This is a genomic window from Streptomyces sp. WAC 01529 (genome assembly GCF_003945545.1).
In the GTDB taxonomy this organism is placed as follows: Bacteria; Actinomycetota; Actinomycetes; order Streptomycetales; family Streptomycetaceae; genus Streptomyces; species Streptomyces anatolicus.
Map to the genome: position 1 here is coordinate 5,157,538 of NZ_CP029617.1, position 18,535 is coordinate 5,176,072.

The window sequence follows — 18,535 nt, forward strand, 5'->3', positions numbered from 1 at the left end:
CGACCGCGAGCCCGGGGGTTAGCCCCACCCGGGCCGGGAGGGCAGCCGGATGCCCTTGGAGGGGTGCGGCTGGGGATGCTGGACGCGGCCTCGGCGCACGCCCTGGCCGCCCCGGATTCCGTAGGAGTTGGCCCGTGCGTGAGCAGGCTTGGCAGAGGTTCCGTTCCCCCTGGACGCGCGGTCGGCGCGGGGTCGTGTCGGTCGGCGCCGCGGTGGCGCTCGGCGTCATGGCGACCGGCGCCCTCGCGCCCGTGGCGTCCGCGGCGTCCGCGGGGCCCGCGCCGCACGCCCCCAGGACGGACGCCGTCCAGCGGGGCCTGGACTCCCTCGTCCGCTCCGACCACGTGCCCGCCGCGCTGGCGAGCGTCAAGCACGGCAAGGGCCCCACCCGCACCTACACCGCAGGCGTCGGCGATCTGGCCACCGGTGCGCCGGTGCCCAGGGACGGCCGGGTGCGGATCGGCAGCAACACCAAGACGTTCACCGCCGTCGTCGTCCTGCAACTGGTCGGCGAGGGGAAGATCGCCCTCGACGCCCCGGTCGACACCTACCTCAAGGGCGTCGTACGCGGAGACGGGATCGACGGCCGCCGCATCACCGTCCGCCAGCTGCTCCAGCACACCAGCGGGCTCCCCGACTACACCAAGTACCTCGGCGACGACGTCCGCCACTACGAACCCCGCGAGCTCCTCGACATCGCCCTCCGGCACAAGGCCGACTTCGACCCCGGCGAGAAATGGGCGTACAGCAACACGAACTACGTCCTGGCCGGCCTGATCGTCCAGGAGGTCACCCGGCGCCCCCTCGCCGAGGCGATGGAGCAGCGGATCATCAAGCCCCTCGGACTGCGCCACACCTACTTCCCCGCCCCCGGTGACGCCACCATCCGCGGACCGCACCCCAAGGGCTACTACCAGGACCCGGCGGGCGGCGCGCCGCACGACATCACGGAGATGGACCCCTCCTGGGGCTGGGCGGCGGGCCAGCTGATCTCCACCAACTCCGACCTCAACCGCTTCTTCACCGCACTCCTCTCCGGCGACCTCCTCCGGGACGAGCAGCTCGCCCAGATGCGTACGACGGTCCCCGCGGAGACGCCCTTCGCCCCGGGCGCCCGCTACGGCCTGGGTCTGGTCAGTACGCCGCTGTCGTGCGGCGGCGTCTACTGGGGTCACGGCGGCAGCATCCCGGGATACGAGACCCGGGGCGGGGTCAGGGGGGACGGGAAGGCGGCCGCCAACGTGGCGGTGACCATCCAGCCGAACGACACGGCGACCAAGAGGCACGTCGAGCGCGTCGTGGACACGGCTCTGTGCCGCCCCGGCCGGTGAGCCTCGGCGGGGCGCCCCGAGCGCCGCTACCGGTGCCGGTTCACGGAGCGGGCGCCGCCTGGGCGGAAGTGGACGCCGTCTGAGCGGAAGGGGGCGCCGCCTGGGCGGGCGCGGGCGCCGAGGTCGCCACCGCTGCCAGTTCCTCCGCCACGGCGTCGGCGATCCGCCCGGAATCGTCCGGGCCGAGGTGGCTCACGACGGTGAGCACGTAGGCGTCGGCGGTCTGGACGAGGCTGACGCTCGTGGTGCCGGGGGAGGAGAGCGCGGGCAGGGAGACGACGCTGCTCAGGCGGCGGCCGTGCAGGTGGCTCGGGTTGTCCCGCCACTTGAACGCCGTGCACACGGCGGTGGTGATCTCGGGCCGCGCCATGCGGGTGGCCAGCACCGTCGTCAGCCAGGGCAGCCTACGTACGACACGCTCCAGGACGGGGAGGACCACCTGGTGCGTCCCGCGGCGCTCGGGGAGGTCCGCCATCAGCTTCTGGCACGCGTGCAGGCGCCCCGCCGGGGAGTCGGTGCCGAGCGGCAGCGGCAGACGGACGGCGGTGATGAGGTTGCCGAGCTGCTGCGCCTCGCACCGGCTCCGCAGATCCACGGGCACGGTGGCGTAGAGAGGAGCCGAACCCCGGGGCCCCGACGAGGCGGTGCCGTAGCAGGCGGGGAGGGCCCCGGCCAGGGCGCCGAGGAGTAGTTCGTTCAGGGTCGCCCCGCGTCCGTCGGCCGGACGGCGGCGGGCCGAGCGCACCACGTCCGGGTCGAGCCGGGTGACGGCGAGCGAGGGACGGGTCCCGCCGGGCGCCGACGGCAGGCGCATCCCCGGGGCGTTGCTGTCCCGGAACTCCCTGAACAGGTCGGCGGGCCGGACGGAGAGCCGCCGCCGCGCCGCGGGACCCGGCACCGCTGCCCCGGTCCGGGCGGGCCGGGAGTCGTCCATGAGGAGGCGGAGGAGCGTCCCCATGGAACTGCCGTCCAGGAGCGCGTGGTGGGCAAGGAGCACGAGGGCGTGTTCGCCGGTGGGAGCCGCCTTCGGCACAAGCAGCTGCCACGGGGGCCGGTCGGACCGCAGCCGCCGGCCGACAGACGCGGCCATGAGCGGCTGCGGCTCCAGGTCGGAGGCGCGGACGTGCTCAGCGGCGTCGAACGGCCCCGGGACCGCCCAGCGGTGGCCGGAGAGCGCCGCCGGTCCGCGGGGCGGCACAAGGACCTGGTGCATCCGGTCGAGCCCTCCCCACCGCTCGCTGACGCGGGACCGCAGCTCGCCCAGGTCGAAGGGGTCTCCCGTGAACAGCGCGACGGTGCCGATCGTCCCGGGCAGCCCGTCGCGCACGAAGCCCTCGTCAAGCCCCGAAAGCCTCGGTTTCCGCCCCATCAGCGACCTCGGTTTCCGCCTCATCAGCGCTGGGCCGAGTCGAGGACGACGCAGGCGTTGTGCCCGCCGAAACCGAAGCTGTTGCTGAGCGCCGGTCCCGCGGAGAGCTTGCGGGGCCGGACGACGACGTCCAGCTCGCACTGGGGGTCGAGCCGCGTGAGGTGGGCGGTGGGCGGCAGGAGCCCTTCGTGCAGCGACATGGCGGTGATCACGGCCTCCAGCGCTCCCGCCGCCCCCAGGGAGTGGCCGGTCACCGACTTGGAGGCGGTCACCGGCACGGCGGCGGGACCGAACACGGAGGTGATGGCGCGCGCTTCCGCCAGGTCGTTGAGCGTGGTGCCGGTGCCGTGCGCGTTGACGTGGGTGACGGCGTCGGGCGCGATACCGGCGTCGGCGAGCGCCTGCTCCATGCACGCGGTCGCACCGGCGCCGTCGGGGTGCGGTGCCGTGAGGTGGTGGGCGTCGGATGTGCACCCGTACCCGATCAGGGTGGCGTAGATCCGCGCGCCCCGGGCGCGGGCGAGGTCCAGCCGTTCCAGCACCATGAAGGCGGCCGCCTCCGCGAGGAGGAACCCCCGCCGCTCCGCGTCGAACGGCCGTGACGCGCGGGCGGGTTCGTCGCACTCGGTGACCATGGCGCCGGACCGTGCGAAGGCGAGCGCGGTCGTCGCGGTGAACGGGCTCTCGTGGCCCCCGGTCACGACGGTGTCGGCGCGCCCGCTCCGGATCAGCTCCATCGCCTCGCCCACCGCGTGGGTGCCCGAGGCGCAGGCGGTGGAGAGGGTGAGCGAGGGGCCGGTGATACCGAACTTGGAGCTGATCCAGTACGCACCGGCGTTGGGCATCACCCGGGCCGGGTAGAGCACGTCGGGCTGCCCGATGCCGTGCTCCTGGCTGATCACTCCACCGTAAGTGGTGCCGGTGACGACCGCCGCGCGACCGGCGGGGGTGTGCAGCCCTCCGGCGTCCGTGACCGCGTCCATGGCGGCGCAGACCCCCAACTGCACCGAACGGTCCGTCCGTTTCACCTCTTTCGGGGTGAGGTAGCCCTCGGGCGTGAAATCGGGCATGGGGTAGGCGGGGTGGACGACGGTGTTCTCGTCGTCGAAGGCGTGCAGGGTGGCCGTGGAGCGTGAGTGGAGGAGGTTCTCCCACAGTTCACGCGTCGTGGCCCCGGCCCCGCAGCGGACTCCGAGGCCCGTGACCGCGACTGCGTCTTCGCGTGTCATCCAGCGACCACGCCCGGGGCGGACTCGGTGCGCTGCCTCACGATGAGGTCGGCGACGTCGCCGACCGTGGAGACCGCGGCGGGGTCGGTTCCCTTGAGGGATACGCCGAACAGTTCCTCCGAGGCCACCTGCAATTCGGTGACGTCCAGGCTGTCGGCTCCGAGATCGGCCACGAGCCGGGCCTGCGGCACCACGTGCTCGGGTGGTACGGACATGATGTGCGCGCAGAGGGTGCGCAGCTCGTCCCAGACGTCTTCGTACTCTGCTTCCACGGTGCTTTTCCCTACTTCTGCTGTCGTCACTTCTGCTGTCGTGTCTTTTGGTGTCGTCATGTCTTCCGCTGCCTCCGTGCCAACGCCTCGAACTCGTCCACCACGGCGTCGGCGAGCCGCTGGGCGCTGTGGGGAAGCAGGTGGCAGACCACGGTGAGCGTGCAGGCACTGTTGTTCTGCGCCAGCAGGAAGCTCGCGCTCCCCGGCCGGTGCAGCGGGGGCAGCCCCACGACGTGCCGCAGTCGGCTGCCCTGGAAGGCGGATGACGTGTCACGCCACTTCAGGACGGTCGTCGCTGTCGCCGCGAAGGTGGGCCGAGCGGCTCTGTCGGCCATCCGCGCGACCGTCCACGGCGCCACACGCTTGACCGTTTCTCCCCACGGGAGCAGTGCGGCGGCGTGGACGCCGGACCGTGCGGGCACCGTCTGCAGCGACGTACGGCAGACCCGCAGGCGAGCCACGGGGTCGTCGACGTCGAGGGGCAGCGCGACCTGGACGGCCGTGGCGCCGTTGCCCAGTTCGTGCTCGTTGTCCCGGGCGCGCAGATCGCACGGCACGGCCGTGTACACGGGCCGCGTGCCCGGCCAGTGGGGCGAGGGGCCGAAATGCGCGCGCAGCGCCCCGGCCACCGCACTGATCAGCAGCTCGTTCGGCGTCGCGCCGCGCGTGCCCAGGGGGTGCCGACGCGCGGCTCGGAACGTATCGCTCGACAGTGTGCGTACGGCGATCGAGGGGGACGTCCGGTGCGGCGAAGGCGTGGGGAGGGCCTGTCCGCGGGCCGTCAGCGCCTTGAGTTCCCTGCCCACGGCACCGAGCCGGACGCGGGGCAGCGGCGGGCGGCCGGTGGCCCGTACGGGGACGATGTCGTCCATCAGGGCGTGCAGCAAGGTCTCCAGGGAGCGCCCGTCGAGCAGCACGTGCTGGGCCACGAGCGCCAGGGCGAAGCCGCCTTCCGGCCCGCCCGGGACGACGTGGAGCCGCCAGGGCGGCGGACCGTCGGGGAGCGGGCGGTCGAATACATCCGCCCACAGGTCGTCCAGCCCGTGCCGCGCGGCGAGGACGTGCGTCGCGGGGCGGAACGGCTCTCGTACGACCCAGTGGGCGCGGCGTCGGTGCGCCGCCCGGCGCCCGTCGCCCCCCGAGACGCCCGAGGTATCCGGGGAGTCCGGGGCGCCCGGGGAGTCCGGGGAGTCCGAGGTGCCCGGGGCGTTCGAGGTGTCGAGCACCTGGCTCATCCGCCGCAGGGCCGTCCAGCGTTCGGCGACGCGTGCCCGGACCTCCCGCAGCTCGGGCGCTTCCCCCTTGAAGACCGCCGCCATACCGACCACACCAGGGCACCCGTTGAGCAACAACGCCTCATCGGGGAAGGACAGTCTCATGCGATACGTGGCCAACTTCTCCTCCGCTGCGGGATCTTCACTCCTCGACGCCTGTTGCTCACGGTCACAGGAGAAACGAGATTCACATCGGTGAGTTACGATCCGGCGCTTCCTGTCGGTGTGCCGGGCCCCGCGCCGGTCACCGTGCCGGAGCGCTGAGTTGGGGCCCGACGGCCCCGGCGAGGGAGGTCAGTTCGCGGCCGAACGCGTCGGCCAGCAAACGGGCTTGGCCCGCGGGGGTGTGGCTGACCACGCAGAGGGTGAACGTGTTCGCGTAACTCGTCAGGGTGAGGCTGACCGCCCCCGGGATCTGTACCCGGCCCAGCGGGATCACCCTCTCCAGCGGCGCGCCGTCCAGGGACCACGGGCCCCGGGGCCATCTGATCGCCGTACAGGACACGGGGGCCCACCGGGGCGAGGCGGCGCGCCTGGCGAACAGGCGCAGCCCCCAGGGGCCCAGCCGGGCGGCGGCGCAGAGCAGGCGGGTGGTGGTGTCCGGGCCCTGCGTGGGGCCCGGGGCGGCCGACGAGGCCCGGCAGGCCGCCAGGCGCTCCCGGGGGTCGGCGATTTCCACGGGGAGCGGCAGCCGCACCGCCGAGACGATGTTGCCGAGCGTCGCCGCCTGCTCCGGCGTGCGCAGGTCCACGGAGTACACGCCGTGCAGCGGGCGGGAGGCCCCTGCCCGGCCTTCCGGCTCGCCGTGGACGGCTCGCAGGGCGCCCGCGGATGCCGCGAGCAGCACTTCGTTGAGGGTCGCGCCGAGGCCGGGCAGGGCCCGGCGGGCGGCCCGCACCGCGTCCGTGTCCAACTCCGTCCAGGCGAGGTCCCGCCGGGTAAGCAGCGGCTTCGCGGAGAGCGGCAGGGCCCGCCCGGAGCGCAGCGCGTCGAACAGCCGACCGGAGTCCTGCGCCTGTCCGTCCGGCGTCCTGCCTTCGGGGCGGGTGGGCCGAGGAATCCGAACAGGTGGCGCAGCCTTGGGGGTTGCGGCCCCGCGACCCGTGCCTCCGTCGAGGAGTCCGCTCATCAGCAGCTCCAAGGACCGCCCGTCCATGAGCGCGTGATGGACGGTCAGTACGAGCGCGAACCGCTGCTGCGCGGCGTCCTCTTGGCGGCCCGCCCGTACGAGCCGCAGCCGCCAGGGCGGAAGGCCGTAGGGCACGGGCTGGGCGACCAGGCGGCCGAGCAGACCCGTGAACGCCCCCTCGCCTTCGCCCTCGTCCTCTGCTTCGAGGACATGGGTGCGTACGTCGAAGTCGTCGAGCGGCAGCCAGTGATGCGGGCGCAGCCACGCGGGCCGGGCGGGCCGCAGCAGGGCCCGGCGCAGCAGGGGCAGGCCGCCCCAGCGCTCGGCCACGCGGTCGCGGAGATCGGCGAGGCGCGGCGGTTCCCCCGTGAACAGCGCGGCCATTCCGATAGGGGGGTCGGGGAGGGCGCCCGTGCCGCAGAGAAGTTCCTCCACGGCCGAGAGGGCAATACTATTTTTCATGTGAGGCGCTGACGGCCGGCGCGGCATCGAGGAAGGCGGCGATCTCGCCCAGCGTCGTGTCGAGGGTGAGCTGGTCCTCGCTGAACGGCCGGCCGCTCCGGTTCTCCAGGGCGACGGCGAACTCGACCTGCGCGAGCGAGTCCAGATCCACGTTCTCCATCGTGGAATCGGGTGACAACTCCTCTTCCACACAACGGAATTCGCTCACCAGAATATCCACGACGGTGCTGTATCCCGTGGCCATCACATCTCCTCGTGACGTCGGAACGAACCGGCTGCCGCCGGTTCCTGTGACCCCCAATCCTCACGCCGCGACACGGCATTACCGGCCGACCATGGGCATTTCACCTATATGGATTAATCGCGCGGTACCTCCACCCCCATCACCTCGCGCGCGTGCCGGCTCGGCACCATGCCGAGGCGCCACGCCTGCCACCCCGTCTCCAGCTCGGCGCCCCGCTCCAGGAGCAGCCCGTACGCCTGGAAGTAGTCGGCGAGCTTGCCGTCGCGCGTCGGGTGGTCGGCGCGGGCCAGCTGGTTCAGCTCCTCCTGGGCGACGGCCGTGCCGATCTCCCAGCCGCCCGGCGAGGCGTACGGCAGCAGGGTGCAGCGCAGGAAGCGGGCCCAGTCCTCGCCGCGGCGGTCGCCGTAGGAGGTGAACAGGGCGACCGCCTCGTCGCACAGGGCCAGCGCCTGCTGGGCGCGGGTGTTGCCCGCGTCCACGACCGCCAGCTCCAGACACGTCCACGCCTCGCCGTGCGCGACGCCGATCCGCTGGAAGTCGGCGCGGGCGTCCACCAGGAGCTGGCGGGCGAAACCGGAGTTGCGCAGCGAGCCGGTCTGGGCGGCGCGCTGGTCGCGGGTGACGCGCGCGGAGTGGTGGCGGGCGCACGCGAGGCCGTACACGTCCCGCATCCGGGAGAACATCGTGCGCGCCCGCTCCAGGTCGCGTACCGCCTGGTCGAGGCTGCCGGTCTCCTCCAGGGCCTGGCCGAGGTAGTACAGGGTCCAGGCCTCGCCGCGCGCGTCCTCGTTGTCGCGGTGCCGGGAGGCCGCCTGGCGCAGACCGTCGACCGCGGGCGAGGGGTCGCCGTCCACCAGGCGGGCCCGCGCGAGCTGGGTCATGGCCCAGGCCTCGCCGCGCTGGTCGCGCGTGCGGCCGTACAGGTCGAGGGCCGCGCGCAGCTCACCCTCCGCGCGCGGCACGTCGCCCATGCGCAGGCGCAGCTGCCCGAGCTGGAAGTGCGTCCAGGCCTCGCCGTGCACGGAGCCGCTGGCGCGGTGCAGGGCGAGCGCGCGCCGGAGCATGTCGAGGGCGTGCGCGAGGTGGGCGCGGTCGCGCTCCACCGCGGCGAGGGCGTGCAGCGTCCAGGCGCGGTCGCCCGCCAGCTCGTCGGAGGCCTGTAGGTCCAGCGCCTCCGTCAGCCGGGCCGCGGCCTCCGTGAGATTGCCCTGGTGGTGCAGGGTGATGCCGAGGGAGCCGAGCGCGCGGGCTGCGGCGGCGTCCTGGTGGGCCTCGAAGTAGAGGTCGACGACGGAGTTCAACGTCGTACGGGACTGGTCGAGTTCGCCGAGCTGGCGGGCCGCGATGCCCGTGCGCCACTGCACGCTCCGGCCGAGCAGACCCTGGTCGATGGCCTGGGTGAGTTCGTTGATCTCGCCCAGGCGGTAGAGGTCGCCGCGCAGCAGGCAGTAGTCGCACAGGGCGCCGAGGAGGTTCAGGACGACGCGCTGGTCGACGTCCTCCGCGTGCCGCAGCGCCGCCGTGATGAACGTCGACTCGTCGTCCAGCCAGCGCAGCGCCGCTTCCAGGGAGGCGAAGCCGTGCTGCCCGAACTGGTCCGCGCGCGTGGACGTCTTGCCGTCGACCAGGCGGATCACCGTGTCCGCCAGCTCGCCGTAGCTGGCGATGAGCCGCTCCTGCGCGGTGGTGCGCTCGGCGGGCTCCTCCTCGTCCAGGAGGCGGGCCAGGGCGAAGGAGCGTACGAGGTCGTGCAGGCGGTAGCGGCCGCCCTTGAGCCGGTCGACGAGGCCCGCGTCGGAGAGCGCGGTGAGGTGGCGGCCCGCCTCCTGCTCGTCCGTGGCGAGCAGCGCCGCCGCGGCGGCCGGGCCCAGCGAGGCGCGCCCGGCGAGGGCGAGGCGCCGCAGCAGCCGCCGGGCGGTCTCGGACTGGTCGGTGTAGCGCAGCCACAGGACGCGCTCGACGGGGGCGACCTTCTCGGCGGGACCGTACGCCGCCAGGTCGGCGGCCAGTTGGCGCGGTGTACGCGGGCCGAGCGAGGAACCGGCGGCGCGCAGCGCGAGCGGCAGACCGCCGCACAACTCCCTTACCGCGTCCGCCGATTCGGCGTCGTAGGGCCCCGAAAGATCCTCGGCGGACTCGCGCAGCAGCTCCTCCGCGCCCGCCTCGTCCAGTGCCTCGACCGGCAGCCGGTGCACCCAGGCGGGCAGGTCGGAGGGGAGTTCCAGGGGCTCACGGGCGGTGACGAGGACGAGGCTGTCGGAGCGCTCGGGGATCAGAGTGCGCACCTGTTCGGCATCGCCCGCGTCATCGAGGACGATCGCCACCGGCACGCCCGTCAGATACTGGTGGTACAGCTCGCTGAGCCGCTTGACCTGCTGTTCCTGCGAGGAACGCTCCCGGAAGAGCAGCTGCTCGCGCGGCGCGCCCAATCGGTTCAGGAGATGCATCAGCGCGTCGCGCGTCGACAGCGGGGTCTCCCGCGGGGCGGCGCCGCGCAGGTCCACCAGGCACGCGCCGCGGAACTGGTCGCGCAGATCGTGCGCGGCCCGCACCGCGAGCGACGACCTGCCCGAGCCCGGCGCGCCGTACAGCATGACGACCGTGGGCCGGGTGTCGGTGCTGGCGCGCGCCGCGTGCACCCAGCGGGCGATCTGTCCCAGCTCGTTCCTGCGGCCGGCGAAGGGGCCGTCGTTCTGCGGGAGTTGGGAGAAGGACCGTTCCAGCGCGGAGCGCCTGCGGGCGGCCGCGCTCTTGTCGGTGCCCCGCAGCTGCGGCGCGGTCTTCTTCGTCGTACGCGTGCCCGTCGACGCGGCGAGGACCCTCTGCTGGTCGATGAAGGGCCTGATGCCCCGCACCTCCAGCGCCGTCAGCCACTGGAGCCGCAGCTGCTCGGGCCCGCCCGGCTGGCTGAGCGCCCCGGCGCGGCGGCTGGCCGCCGGCACGTGGGAGGCCGTCACCTTCAGGACCGTCGCCGCCGCGCCCGCCACGGCGACGACCGCGCCGGTGCCGAGAGCCGTGCCGACGCTCGTGCCGAACGACAGGTCGGAGACCCCGGCGGCAACGGCGGCAACCACCGCCACCAGCAGGGGAGTTCCGGCGCCCTCGCGCGCGTACCGCTCGCCGAAGCTGAGCCGTCCGGCGTCCGCCTCGTCCAGCGCCCGGGTGTACGCCTCGTACTCCTCGGCGGCCGTCTGCGCCATGGCGTCGAGCGAGGCGCGCGCCCGCGAGAGCAGGATGCCCCCGTCGACACGCCCGCCCGAGCGCCGCACCTCTTCCTCCACGGCCCGTGCCAACAGCCGCTCGGCCTCGGCCCGATGGCTGTCCCGCATATGGGTCCCCCTCCGAGAGCAACAGTCACCAGCGGCCACAAGTGTGCTGCGTACGGGCGCTCGGCGCGAGGGAGTGGGCGGATCAGGGCCCGGCGTACGTGAGCCGGGCGCCCGGTGTGCGCGAGTATGGGGGCATGCCGAACCGACTGGCCCATGAGACGTCCCCCTACCTGCTCCAGCACGCCGACAACCCCGTCGACTGGTGGCCCTGGTCGGCCGAGGCCTTCCAGGAGGCGCGCGAGCGCGGTGTGCCGGTGCTGCTCAGCGTCGGGTACAGCAGCTGTCACTGGTGTCACGTCATGGCGCACGAGTCCTTCGAGGACGAGGCGACGGCCGCGCTCATGAACGAGAAGTTCGTGAACATCAAGGTCGACCGCGAGGAGCGGCCCGACGTCGACGCCGTCTATATGGAGGCCGTGCAGGCCGCGACCGGCCAGGGCGGCTGGCCCATGACCGTCTTCCTCACCGCCGACGCCGAGCCCTTCTACTTCGGTACGTACTTCCCGCCCGAGCCCCGGCACGGAATGCCCTCCTTCCCGCAAATCCTCGACGGCGTCCACCGGGCGTGGACGGACCGGCGCGGCGAGGTCGCCGAGGTCGCGCAGAAGATCGTGCGCGAGCTGGGGGAGCGGCAGCTCACCCACGGCACCGGGGAGAAGCCCGGCGAGGACGAGCTGGCGCAGGCGCTGCTCGGCCTGACCCGTGACTACGACGCGGCGCACGGCGGCTTCGGCGGCGCGCCCAAGTTCCCGCCGTCGATGGCGGTGGAGTTCCTCCTGCGCCACTACGCCCGCACGGGCGCGGAGGGCGCGCTCCAGATGGCCGCCGAGACCTGTGAGCGGATGGCGCGCGGCGGCATCTACGACCAGCTCGGCGGCGGTTTCGCCCGTTACTCCGTGGACCGGGAGTGGGTGGTGCCGCACTTCGAGAAGATGCTGTACGACAACGCGCTGCTGTGCCGGGCGTACGCCCATCTGTGGCGGGCCACGGGCTCGGACCTCGCGCGGCGCGTGGCGCTGGAGACCGCGGACTTCATCGTCCGCGAACTGCGCACGAACGAAGGCGGGTTCGCCTCCGCGCTCGACGCGGACAGCGAGGACCCGGCGACGGGCAAGCACGTGGAGGGCGCGTACTACGTATGGACGCCCGCGCAGCTGCGTGAGGTGCTGGGGGAGGCCGACGCGGAGCTGGCGATGGCCTGTTACGGCGTGACGGAGGAGGGCACCTTCGAGGAGGGCGCCTCCGTGCTGCAACTCCCGGCTGTCGAGGGCCCGTTGGCGGACGCCGCGCGGCTCGCCTCGGTGCGGGAGCGGCTGCTCGCCGCGCGTGCCGAGCGGCCGTCGCCCGGCCGTGACGACAAGGTCGTCGCCGCCTGGAACGGCCTCGCGATCGCCGCGCTCGCGGAGGTGGGCGCGTACTTCGACCGGCCGGATCTCATCGCTGCCGCCGTGGGCGCCGGCGATCTTCTCGTACGTCTCCACATGGACGCCCGCGCGCGGCTCGCCCGCACCTCGAAGGACGGTCGCGTCGGTGCCAACGCGGGCGTCCTGGAGGACTACGCCGATGTGGCCGAGGGCTTCCTCGCGCTGGCCTCCGTGACGGGGGAGGGTGTGTGGCTGGAGTTCGCCGGTTTCCTGCTCGACCACGTCCTCGCGCACTTCGTCGACGAGGAGAGCGGGGCGCTGTTCGACACGGCGGTGGACGCGGAGCGGCTCATCCGGCGGCCGCAGGATCCCACGGACAACGCGGCGCCCTCCGGGTGGACGGCGGCGGCCGGTGCGCTCCTGTCGTACGCGGCGCATACGGGGGCCGAGCCGCACCGGAGCGCGGCGGAGCGGGCGCTCGGCATCGTCAAGGCGCTCGGCCCTCGCGTGCCGAGGTTCATCGGGCACGGGCTGGCGGTCGCCGAGGCGGCGCTCTCCGGTCCGCTGGAGGTGGCCGTCGTGGGCGAGGTCCTGGGGGACCTGCACCGGACGGCGCTGCTCGGCTCGGCGCCGGGGGCGGTGGTGGCGGCGGGTCCGCCCGGCTCCGACGAGCTGCCGCTGCTCGCGGGGAGGGGGCTGGTGGACGGGCTCCCGGCGGCGTACGTCTGCCGTTCCTTCGTGTGCGGGGTGCCGGTGACTGATGCGGGGGCGCTGGCCGAATCCCTCTCCTAGCCGGTGGCTCCGGGCTCCTTCCTGGCCCGCCGCTTCGCGGCGGATGCCTCCCACCCACCCACCCGTTCGCCCCGCGCTGGAGACGTGGACGTAGGGGGTGGGTGGGCGGGAATCTTGAGCCTGTCCGGGGACGTGCCGGGTGGCGTGAATTGGAGCCCGTCCAAGGACGTGCCGGGTGCGGAAATCTGAGCCCGTCCGGCGTTTGAGGACGAGTCCGGCGGAGCCGGGGATTGGGCTAGCGCAGAGCCCCGCCGAAGTCCCTCAGCGCCCCCGCCACAATCGCCGAGAGCCGATCATGATGGGCGCCCCGCCAGTAAACGCGGGAGCACTCCCCGCACTGGGCGAACACCTCGTACGTGCCCCGGGTGCCGCCTTCGAGGAGGTCCGTCACCTCCTCCTTCGTGGTCGCCCGCAGCGAGCCGTTGCAGGCCGTGCACCGCGTCCAGGGCCGCAGCTCCGGGGCGAACCGGCCGAGTACGTCACGGAGCTGGTCCTCGGGGCGGTCGCTGTAGACGTACGCTCCCGCCCACAGCTCGCGGCGCCGCAGCAGCCCCCGGTCACGGCTCAGCAGAACGCGCCGCTCGGCGGCGGAGAGCGCGGCGAGCGCCGGATCGCCGAGGTCCGTGCTCTCGTACGCCGCGTCGACGCCGAGCAGCCGCAGCCGCCGGGCCAGCGTGCCGAGATGGACGTCGAGGAGGAACCGGAGCGGGGCCCCCGGCACCGGCTGGGGGCGGCTCACCGCGCGTACGAAGAGGGACTCGCCCGCCCCCGGAACGTGTCCGGCGGCGACCTCGCGGCCGTCCACCACGAGCGCGCCGACCTCGGTCAGCGGGACACCGAGGGACTCGACCACGTGCCCGAGCGTGGCCGCGCCGTCCGTAACGGCCCTGGTGGGGCCATTCCTACGCTCCTGGGGGACGAACACGCCCAGCTCGGGGGCGAAACTGACGAGGATCTCCGGACCGTTCATGCGGTCAGGATGGCAGCCGGGGGACGGATCAGCCGTGTCGGTATGCCACCAGGGAGATGCCGATGTAGTGCACGGCGAAGGCCGCCAGCGTCAGCGAGTGGAAGACCTCGTGGAAGCCGAAGAAGCGGGGCGAGGGGTTCGGCCGCTTGATGCCGTAGATCACGCCGCCCGCGCTGTAGAGCAGCCCGCCGACGACGACCAGGACGAGCACGGCGATGCCGCCCGTACGCATGAAGTCCGGCAGGAAGAAGACGGCGGCCCAGCCCATCGCGATGTAGCACGGCGTATAGAGCCAGCGGGGGGCGCCGACCCAGAACACGCGGAAGGCGATGCCCGCGACGGCCGCGCCCCAGATGCCCCAGAGCAGCCACCGCCCCTTCGAATCGGGCAGCAGCAGCATCGTCAGCGGGGTGTAGGTGCCCGCGATGATCAGGAAGATGTTGGAGTGGTCGAGCCGACGCAGGACGCCGTCCGCGCGCGGGCTCCAGTTCCCCCGGTGGTAGAGCGCGCTCACACCGAAGAGGAGGCAGGCGGTCAGGGCGAAGACACCGCAGGCGATCCGGCCGCGGGTGGAGTCGGCGAGCGCGGTCAGCACCAGGCCGGCCACGACCACCGCGGGGAACATGCCGGCGTGCAGCCAGCCCCGCATCTTCGGCTTGACGGGCAGCGGCATTTCCTGCGGGGACGGGACGAGCGAGGGGGAGTCCTCGGGTTCCGGAAGCGCTTCGGAGACGGAGGCGGTCATGGTCCGCATCGTACCTACGCCCCCGTAAGTCGGACATCAACCGGACATCAACCGAACGTAAACCACTCATCAAATCGGACGGAACCCCCGCCCGCGCCCGAAGCCGTACAAGTGGCGATCCTCACGCCGCTCAGGTGTGAGGCCCTCTGGACAGATGCGCGGCCGCGTCGGATGATCAAATGAGTGCGGTCGGCACCGGATGAGCGCCAGAGGATTTACACGTGAAGCGTCCGGGTCGCAGCCCCCACGGGGCATACATCCTCAAAAACCCCTCGATTAGGAGCAATCGTGGCGCGCGACATCGCGGCTCCCAGCACCCCGACCAACACCGTCCCGACCCGTCACAAGGAGCTTCTCGCCTGGGTCGAAGAGATCGCCGACCTGACGCAGCCGGACAGTGTGGTCTGGTGTGACGGCTCCGAGGCGGAGTACGAGCGCCTGTGCGAGGAGCTCGTCGCCAAGGGCACCTTCAAGAAGCTCGACCCGGTCAAGCGCCCGAACTCGTACTACGCGGCCTCCGACCCGACCGATGTCGCGCGCGTCGAGGACCGCACCTTCATCTGCTCCGAGAAGGAGGAGGACGCGGGCCCGACCAACCACTGGAAGGCCCCCGCCGAGATGCGGGAGATCTTCCAGGGCGCCGATGGCGAGGGCGGCGTCTTCCGCGGTTCGATGAAGGGCCGCACGATGTACGTCGTGCCCTTCTGCATGGGCCCGGTCGGCTCGCCGCTGTCCGCGATCGGCGTCGAGATCACCGACTCCGCGTACGTCGCCGTCTCCATGCGCACCATGACCCGGATGGGCCAGGCGGTCCTGGACGAGCTGGGCGAGGACGGTTTCTTCGTCAAGGCCGTCCACACGCTCGGCGCCCCGCTCGCCGACGGCGAGGCCGACGTGCCGTGGCCCTGCAACTCCACGAAGTACATCTCGCACTTCCCCGAGGACCGCGAGATCTGGTCGTACGGCTCCGGCTACGGCGGCAACGCCCTGCTCGGCAAGAAGTGCTACGCCCTGCGCATCGCCTCCGTCATGGCGCGCGACGAGGGCTGGCTGGCCGAGCACATGCTGATCCTCAAGCTGACGCCTCCGCAGGGCGAGTCCAAGTACGTCGCCGCCGCGTTCCCCTCCGCCTGCGGCAAGACGAACCTCGCCATGCTGGAGCCCACGATCTCCGGCTGGACCGTCGAGACGATCGGCGACGACATCGCCTGGATGCGCTTCGGCGAGGACGGCCGCCTCTACGCGATCAACCCCGAGGCCGGCTTCTTCGGCGTCGCGCCCGGCACCGGCGAGCACACCAACGCCAACGCGATGAAGACGCTGTGGGGCAACTCCGTCTTCACGAACGTGGCGCTCACCGACGACGGCGACGTCTGGTGGGAGGGCATGACCGAGGAGACCCCGGCCCACCTCACGGACTGGAAGGGCAACGACTGGACCCCCGAGTCCGGCACCCCGGCCGCCCACCCGAACGCCCGCTTCACCACGCCCGCCTCCCAGTGCCCGATCATCGCGCCCGAGTGGGAGGACCCCAAGGGCGTGCCGATCTCGGCGATCCTCTTCGGCGGCCGCCGCGCCACGGCGGTCCCGCTGGTGACCGAGTCCTTCGACTGGCAGCACGGCGTCTTCCTCGGTGCGAACGTGGCCTCCGAGAAGACCGCCGCCGCCGAGGGCAAGGTCGGCGAGCTGCGCCGCGACCCGTTCGCCATGCTGCCGTTCTGCGGCTACAACATGGGCGACTACATGGCGCACTGGGTGAAGGTGGGGGCCGACAAGGACCAGTCCAAGCTGCCGAAGATCTACTACGTGAACTGGTTCCGGAAGAACGCGGACGGCAAGTTCGTGTGGCCCGGCTTCGGTGAGAACTCCCGCGTCCTGAAGTGGATCGTGGAGCGCCTCGACGGGAAGGCCGAGGGCGTCGAGACCCCCATCGGCGTCCTGCCGACGGTGAACGCGCTCGACACCGACGGCCTCGAACTGGCCGACGCGGACCTGGAGTTCCTGCTCACGGTCGACAAGGAGGCCTGGCGCGAGGAGGCCGCCCTGATCCCCGAGCACCTCAACACCTTCGGCGACCACGCGCCCAAGGAGCTGTGGGACGAGTACCGCGCGCTGGTGGAGCGCCTCGACTGACGTCCCGCGCCGCTCTGGCCCACGGGGTTTGGTGGCACCCGGTCCGCGGCCTCACCGGCCGCGGACCGGGGCCGATCAGGAGGCGCCGACCAGGCGCGTGGCGGCCGCGTGGGCGTCCATGCGCTCGGCGGCGAGGATCGCCGCCGCGGTGTCGGCGCGGGAGGCCGCCACGACCAGGGCGCGGCCCGCGAGGGCGTGGGCGCGCTGGTGCAGGGCGGCCAGGTGCGGTTCGTGGATGGCGGCGGCCACGGAGGAGCGCGCGGGCTCCTCGCCGCGGCGCAGCCGCGCCACCTGGACGGCCAGCCGCTCGGCGGCGGTGTCCAGCTCCGCGCTCGGGGCCAGGGCGCGCAGCTCGTCGGTGACGGCGAGGAGCGCCGCGAGGTGCCCGGCGAGCTGGATGTCCAGCTCTTCCTCGCGGGAGCGGTGCGGGAAGCTCGCGTCGTCGGCCATCGAGTGGACCGACTTGGTGCGGATCGGCTCGTACATGGGTGGCCTCCAAGCGGTATGGGGACCATCCTATCTTAGATTCCGTCTAAAGTTGAGCGCGGTCCGGGCGGGCCTGTCGCCCTCGGCCCGGACCCGTCAGGGCTGGCTGTAGCCGTCCAGGAAATTGCCGATCCGGGTGATGGCCTCCGTGAGGTCCGTCGCCGTGGGCAGCGTCACCACGCGGAAATGATCGGGCTCGGTCCAGTTGAAGCCAGTACCATGCACGACCATGATCTTCTCGGCGCGCAGCAGATCGAGGACCATCTGCCGGTCGTCCTTGATCTTGAAGACCTTCGGATCGAGCCGCGGGAAGAGATACAGCGACCCCTTCGGCTTCACACAGCTCACGCCGGGGATCTGCGTCAACAGGTCGTACGCGATGTCGCGCTGCTCCAGGAGCCGCCCGCCGGGCAGCACCAGGTCGTTGATCGTCTGGCGCCCGCTCAGCGCGGCGACGACGCCGTGCTGGCCCGGCATGTTCGCGCACAGGCGCATATTGGCCAGGATCGTCAGGCCCTCGATGTACGAGGTCGCGTGTGCCTTGGGCCCCGAGACCGCCATCCAGCCGACGCGGTAGCCCGCCACGCGATAGGCCTTCGACATGCCGTTGAAGGTGAGGGTCAGCAGGTCGGGGGCGATGGCGGAGGTCGGGGTGTGCGTCACACCGTCATAGAGGATCTTGTCGTAGATCTCGTCCGAGCAGACCAGGAGGTTGTGACGGCGCGCGATGTCGGTCAGGCCGCGGAGCATCTCGTCGCTGTAGACGGCGCCGGTCGGGTTGTTCGGATTGATGATCACGATCGCCTTGGTGCGGTCGGTCACCTTGCGCTCGATGTCGGCGAGGTCCGGCATCCAGTCGGCCTGCTCGTCGCAGCGGTAGTGCACGGCGGTGCCGCCGGAGAGCGAGACGGCCGCGGTCCACAGCGGGTAGTCCGGTGCCGGTACGAGGACCTCGTCGCCGTCGTCGAGCAGGGCCTGCATGGCCATCACGATCAGCTCGGAGACGCCGTTGCCGATGAAGACGTGCTCGACGTCGGTCTCGATGCCGAGGGTCTGGTTGTGCATGACCACCGCGCGGCGGGCCGCGAGGAGGCCCTTCGCGTCGCCGTAGCCGTGCGCGTCGCCGACGTTGCGGAGGATGTCCTCCAGGATCTCGGTCGGGCACTCGAAGCCGAAGGCGGCGGGGTTGCCGGTGTTGAGCTTGAGGATGCGGTGGCCTGCCGCTTCCAGCCGCATCGCCTCCTCAAGGACAGGGCCCCGGATCTCGTAACAGACGTTGGCGAGCTTCGTCGACTGGATGACCTGCATGGCGGCGAGCTTACGGGGTGTTCCGGCGGGCGGGGGAGCGGATTTCCCCGGGCGGTCCTCTGTGTGCGGGTCGGTGTGTGGCTGGTCGCGCGGTTCCC

General features: G+C 72.4%; 14 protein-coding genes. 3 read left to right on the plus strand and 11 right to left on the minus strand.

All coding sequences use genetic code 11. The features are described from left to right. The first annotated feature begins 227 nt into the window (after nt 1-227). Nucleotides 228-1,331 carry a serine hydrolase domain-containing protein gene (locus tag DMA15_RS23405; RefSeq protein ID WP_125517961.1) on the plus strand — a complete coding sequence of 368 codons (1,104 nt, stop codon included), beginning with the start codon at nt 228-230 and terminating at the stop codon, nt 1,329-1,331. A gap of 40 nt (nt 1,332-1,371) precedes the next feature. Here the strand turns inward: DMA15_RS23405 and DMA15_RS23410 are convergent, their stop codons facing one another. From DMA15_RS23410 to DMA15_RS23440, 7 genes are all read right to left on the minus strand, one after another. Beyond that, nucleotides 1,372-2,700: a wax ester/triacylglycerol synthase domain-containing protein gene (locus tag DMA15_RS23410; RefSeq protein ID WP_125514713.1), complete on the minus strand. Its 1,329-nt coding sequence runs from the start codon at nt 2,698-2,700 to the stop codon at nt 1,372-1,374. Nucleotides 2,701-2,723: 23 nt separating this feature from the next. Then, nucleotides 2,724-3,929, minus strand: coding sequence for a beta-ketoacyl-[acyl-carrier-protein] synthase family protein (locus tag DMA15_RS23415; protein WP_125514714.1), 1,206 nt, complete (start codon nt 3,927-3,929; stop codon nt 2,724-2,726). Next, the gene (locus tag DMA15_RS23420; RefSeq protein WP_125514715.1) at nt 3,926-4,201 is read right to left on the minus strand and encodes an acyl carrier protein; all 276 of its coding nucleotides are present in this window, start codon (nt 4,199-4,201) and stop codon (nt 3,926-3,928) included. The genes DMA15_RS23415 and DMA15_RS23420 overlap by 4 nt, the downstream gene beginning before the upstream one ends. Before the next feature lie 56 nt (nt 4,202-4,257). Beyond that, the gene (locus tag DMA15_RS23425; protein ID WP_240659903.1) at nt 4,258-5,580 is read right to left on the minus strand and encodes a wax ester/triacylglycerol synthase domain-containing protein; all 1,323 of its coding nucleotides are present in this window, start codon (nt 5,578-5,580) and stop codon (nt 4,258-4,260) included. A gap of 139 nt (nt 5,581-5,719) precedes the next feature. Next, a complete protein-coding gene (locus tag DMA15_RS23430; protein WP_164551807.1) occupies nt 5,720-7,039 on the minus strand; it encodes a WS/DGAT domain-containing protein in 1,320 nt (439 codons plus the stop codon). A 16-nt stretch (nt 7,040-7,055) separates the two neighbouring features. Next, entirely contained in the window at nt 7,056-7,310 is a 255-nt protein-coding gene (locus tag DMA15_RS23435; RefSeq protein WP_125514719.1) for an acyl carrier protein, read from the minus strand. A 113-nt stretch (nt 7,311-7,423) separates the two neighbouring features. Then, nucleotides 7,424-10,639, minus strand: a complete 3,216-nt coding sequence (locus DMA15_RS23440) for a tetratricopeptide repeat protein (protein ID WP_125514721.1) — start codon at nt 10,637-10,639, stop codon at nt 7,424-7,426. A 134-nt stretch (nt 10,640-10,773) separates the two neighbouring features. Between DMA15_RS23440 and DMA15_RS23445 the strand changes: the two genes are divergently transcribed. Beyond that, nucleotides 10,774-12,795: a thioredoxin domain-containing protein gene (locus tag DMA15_RS23445; protein ID WP_125514723.1), complete on the plus strand. Its 2,022-nt coding sequence runs from the start codon at nt 10,774-10,776 to the stop codon at nt 12,793-12,795. Between the two features lie 235 nt (nt 12,796-13,030). On the opposite strand, the gene DMA15_RS23450 is transcribed toward DMA15_RS23445, so the two are convergent. Then, nucleotides 13,031-13,765 carry a Mut7-C RNAse domain-containing protein gene (locus tag DMA15_RS23450; RefSeq protein ID WP_125514725.1) on the minus strand — a complete coding sequence of 245 codons (735 nt, stop codon included), beginning with the start codon at nt 13,763-13,765 and terminating at the stop codon, nt 13,031-13,033. Nucleotides 13,766-13,793: 28 nt separating this feature from the next. After that, nucleotides 13,794-14,510, minus strand: a complete 717-nt coding sequence (locus tag DMA15_RS23455; RefSeq protein ID WP_125514726.1) for a hemolysin III family protein — start codon at nt 14,508-14,510, stop codon at nt 13,794-13,796. 288 nt (nt 14,511-14,798) lie between these two features. On the opposite strand from DMA15_RS23455, the gene DMA15_RS23460 reads away from it, so the two are divergent. After that, nucleotides 14,799-16,643: a phosphoenolpyruvate carboxykinase (GTP) gene (locus tag DMA15_RS23460; RefSeq protein WP_125514727.1), complete on the plus strand. Its 1,845-nt coding sequence runs from the start codon at nt 14,799-14,801 to the stop codon at nt 16,641-16,643. A gap of 75 nt (nt 16,644-16,718) precedes the next feature. Here DMA15_RS23460 and DMA15_RS23465 read toward each other — a convergent pair whose 3' ends face one another. Both DMA15_RS23465 and DMA15_RS23470 read right to left on the minus strand, forming a co-directional pair. Beyond that, the gene (locus tag DMA15_RS23465; RefSeq protein WP_125514728.1) at nt 16,719-17,129 is read right to left on the minus strand and encodes a hypothetical protein; all 411 of its coding nucleotides are present in this window, start codon (nt 17,127-17,129) and stop codon (nt 16,719-16,721) included. A 96-nt stretch (nt 17,130-17,225) separates the two neighbouring features. Further along, complete coding sequence (locus DMA15_RS23470) at nt 17,226-18,437, minus strand: pyridoxal phosphate-dependent aminotransferase (protein ID WP_125514729.1); 1,212 nt, start codon at nt 18,435-18,437, stop codon at nt 17,226-17,228. Between the last annotated feature and the right edge of the window lie 98 nt (nt 18,438-18,535).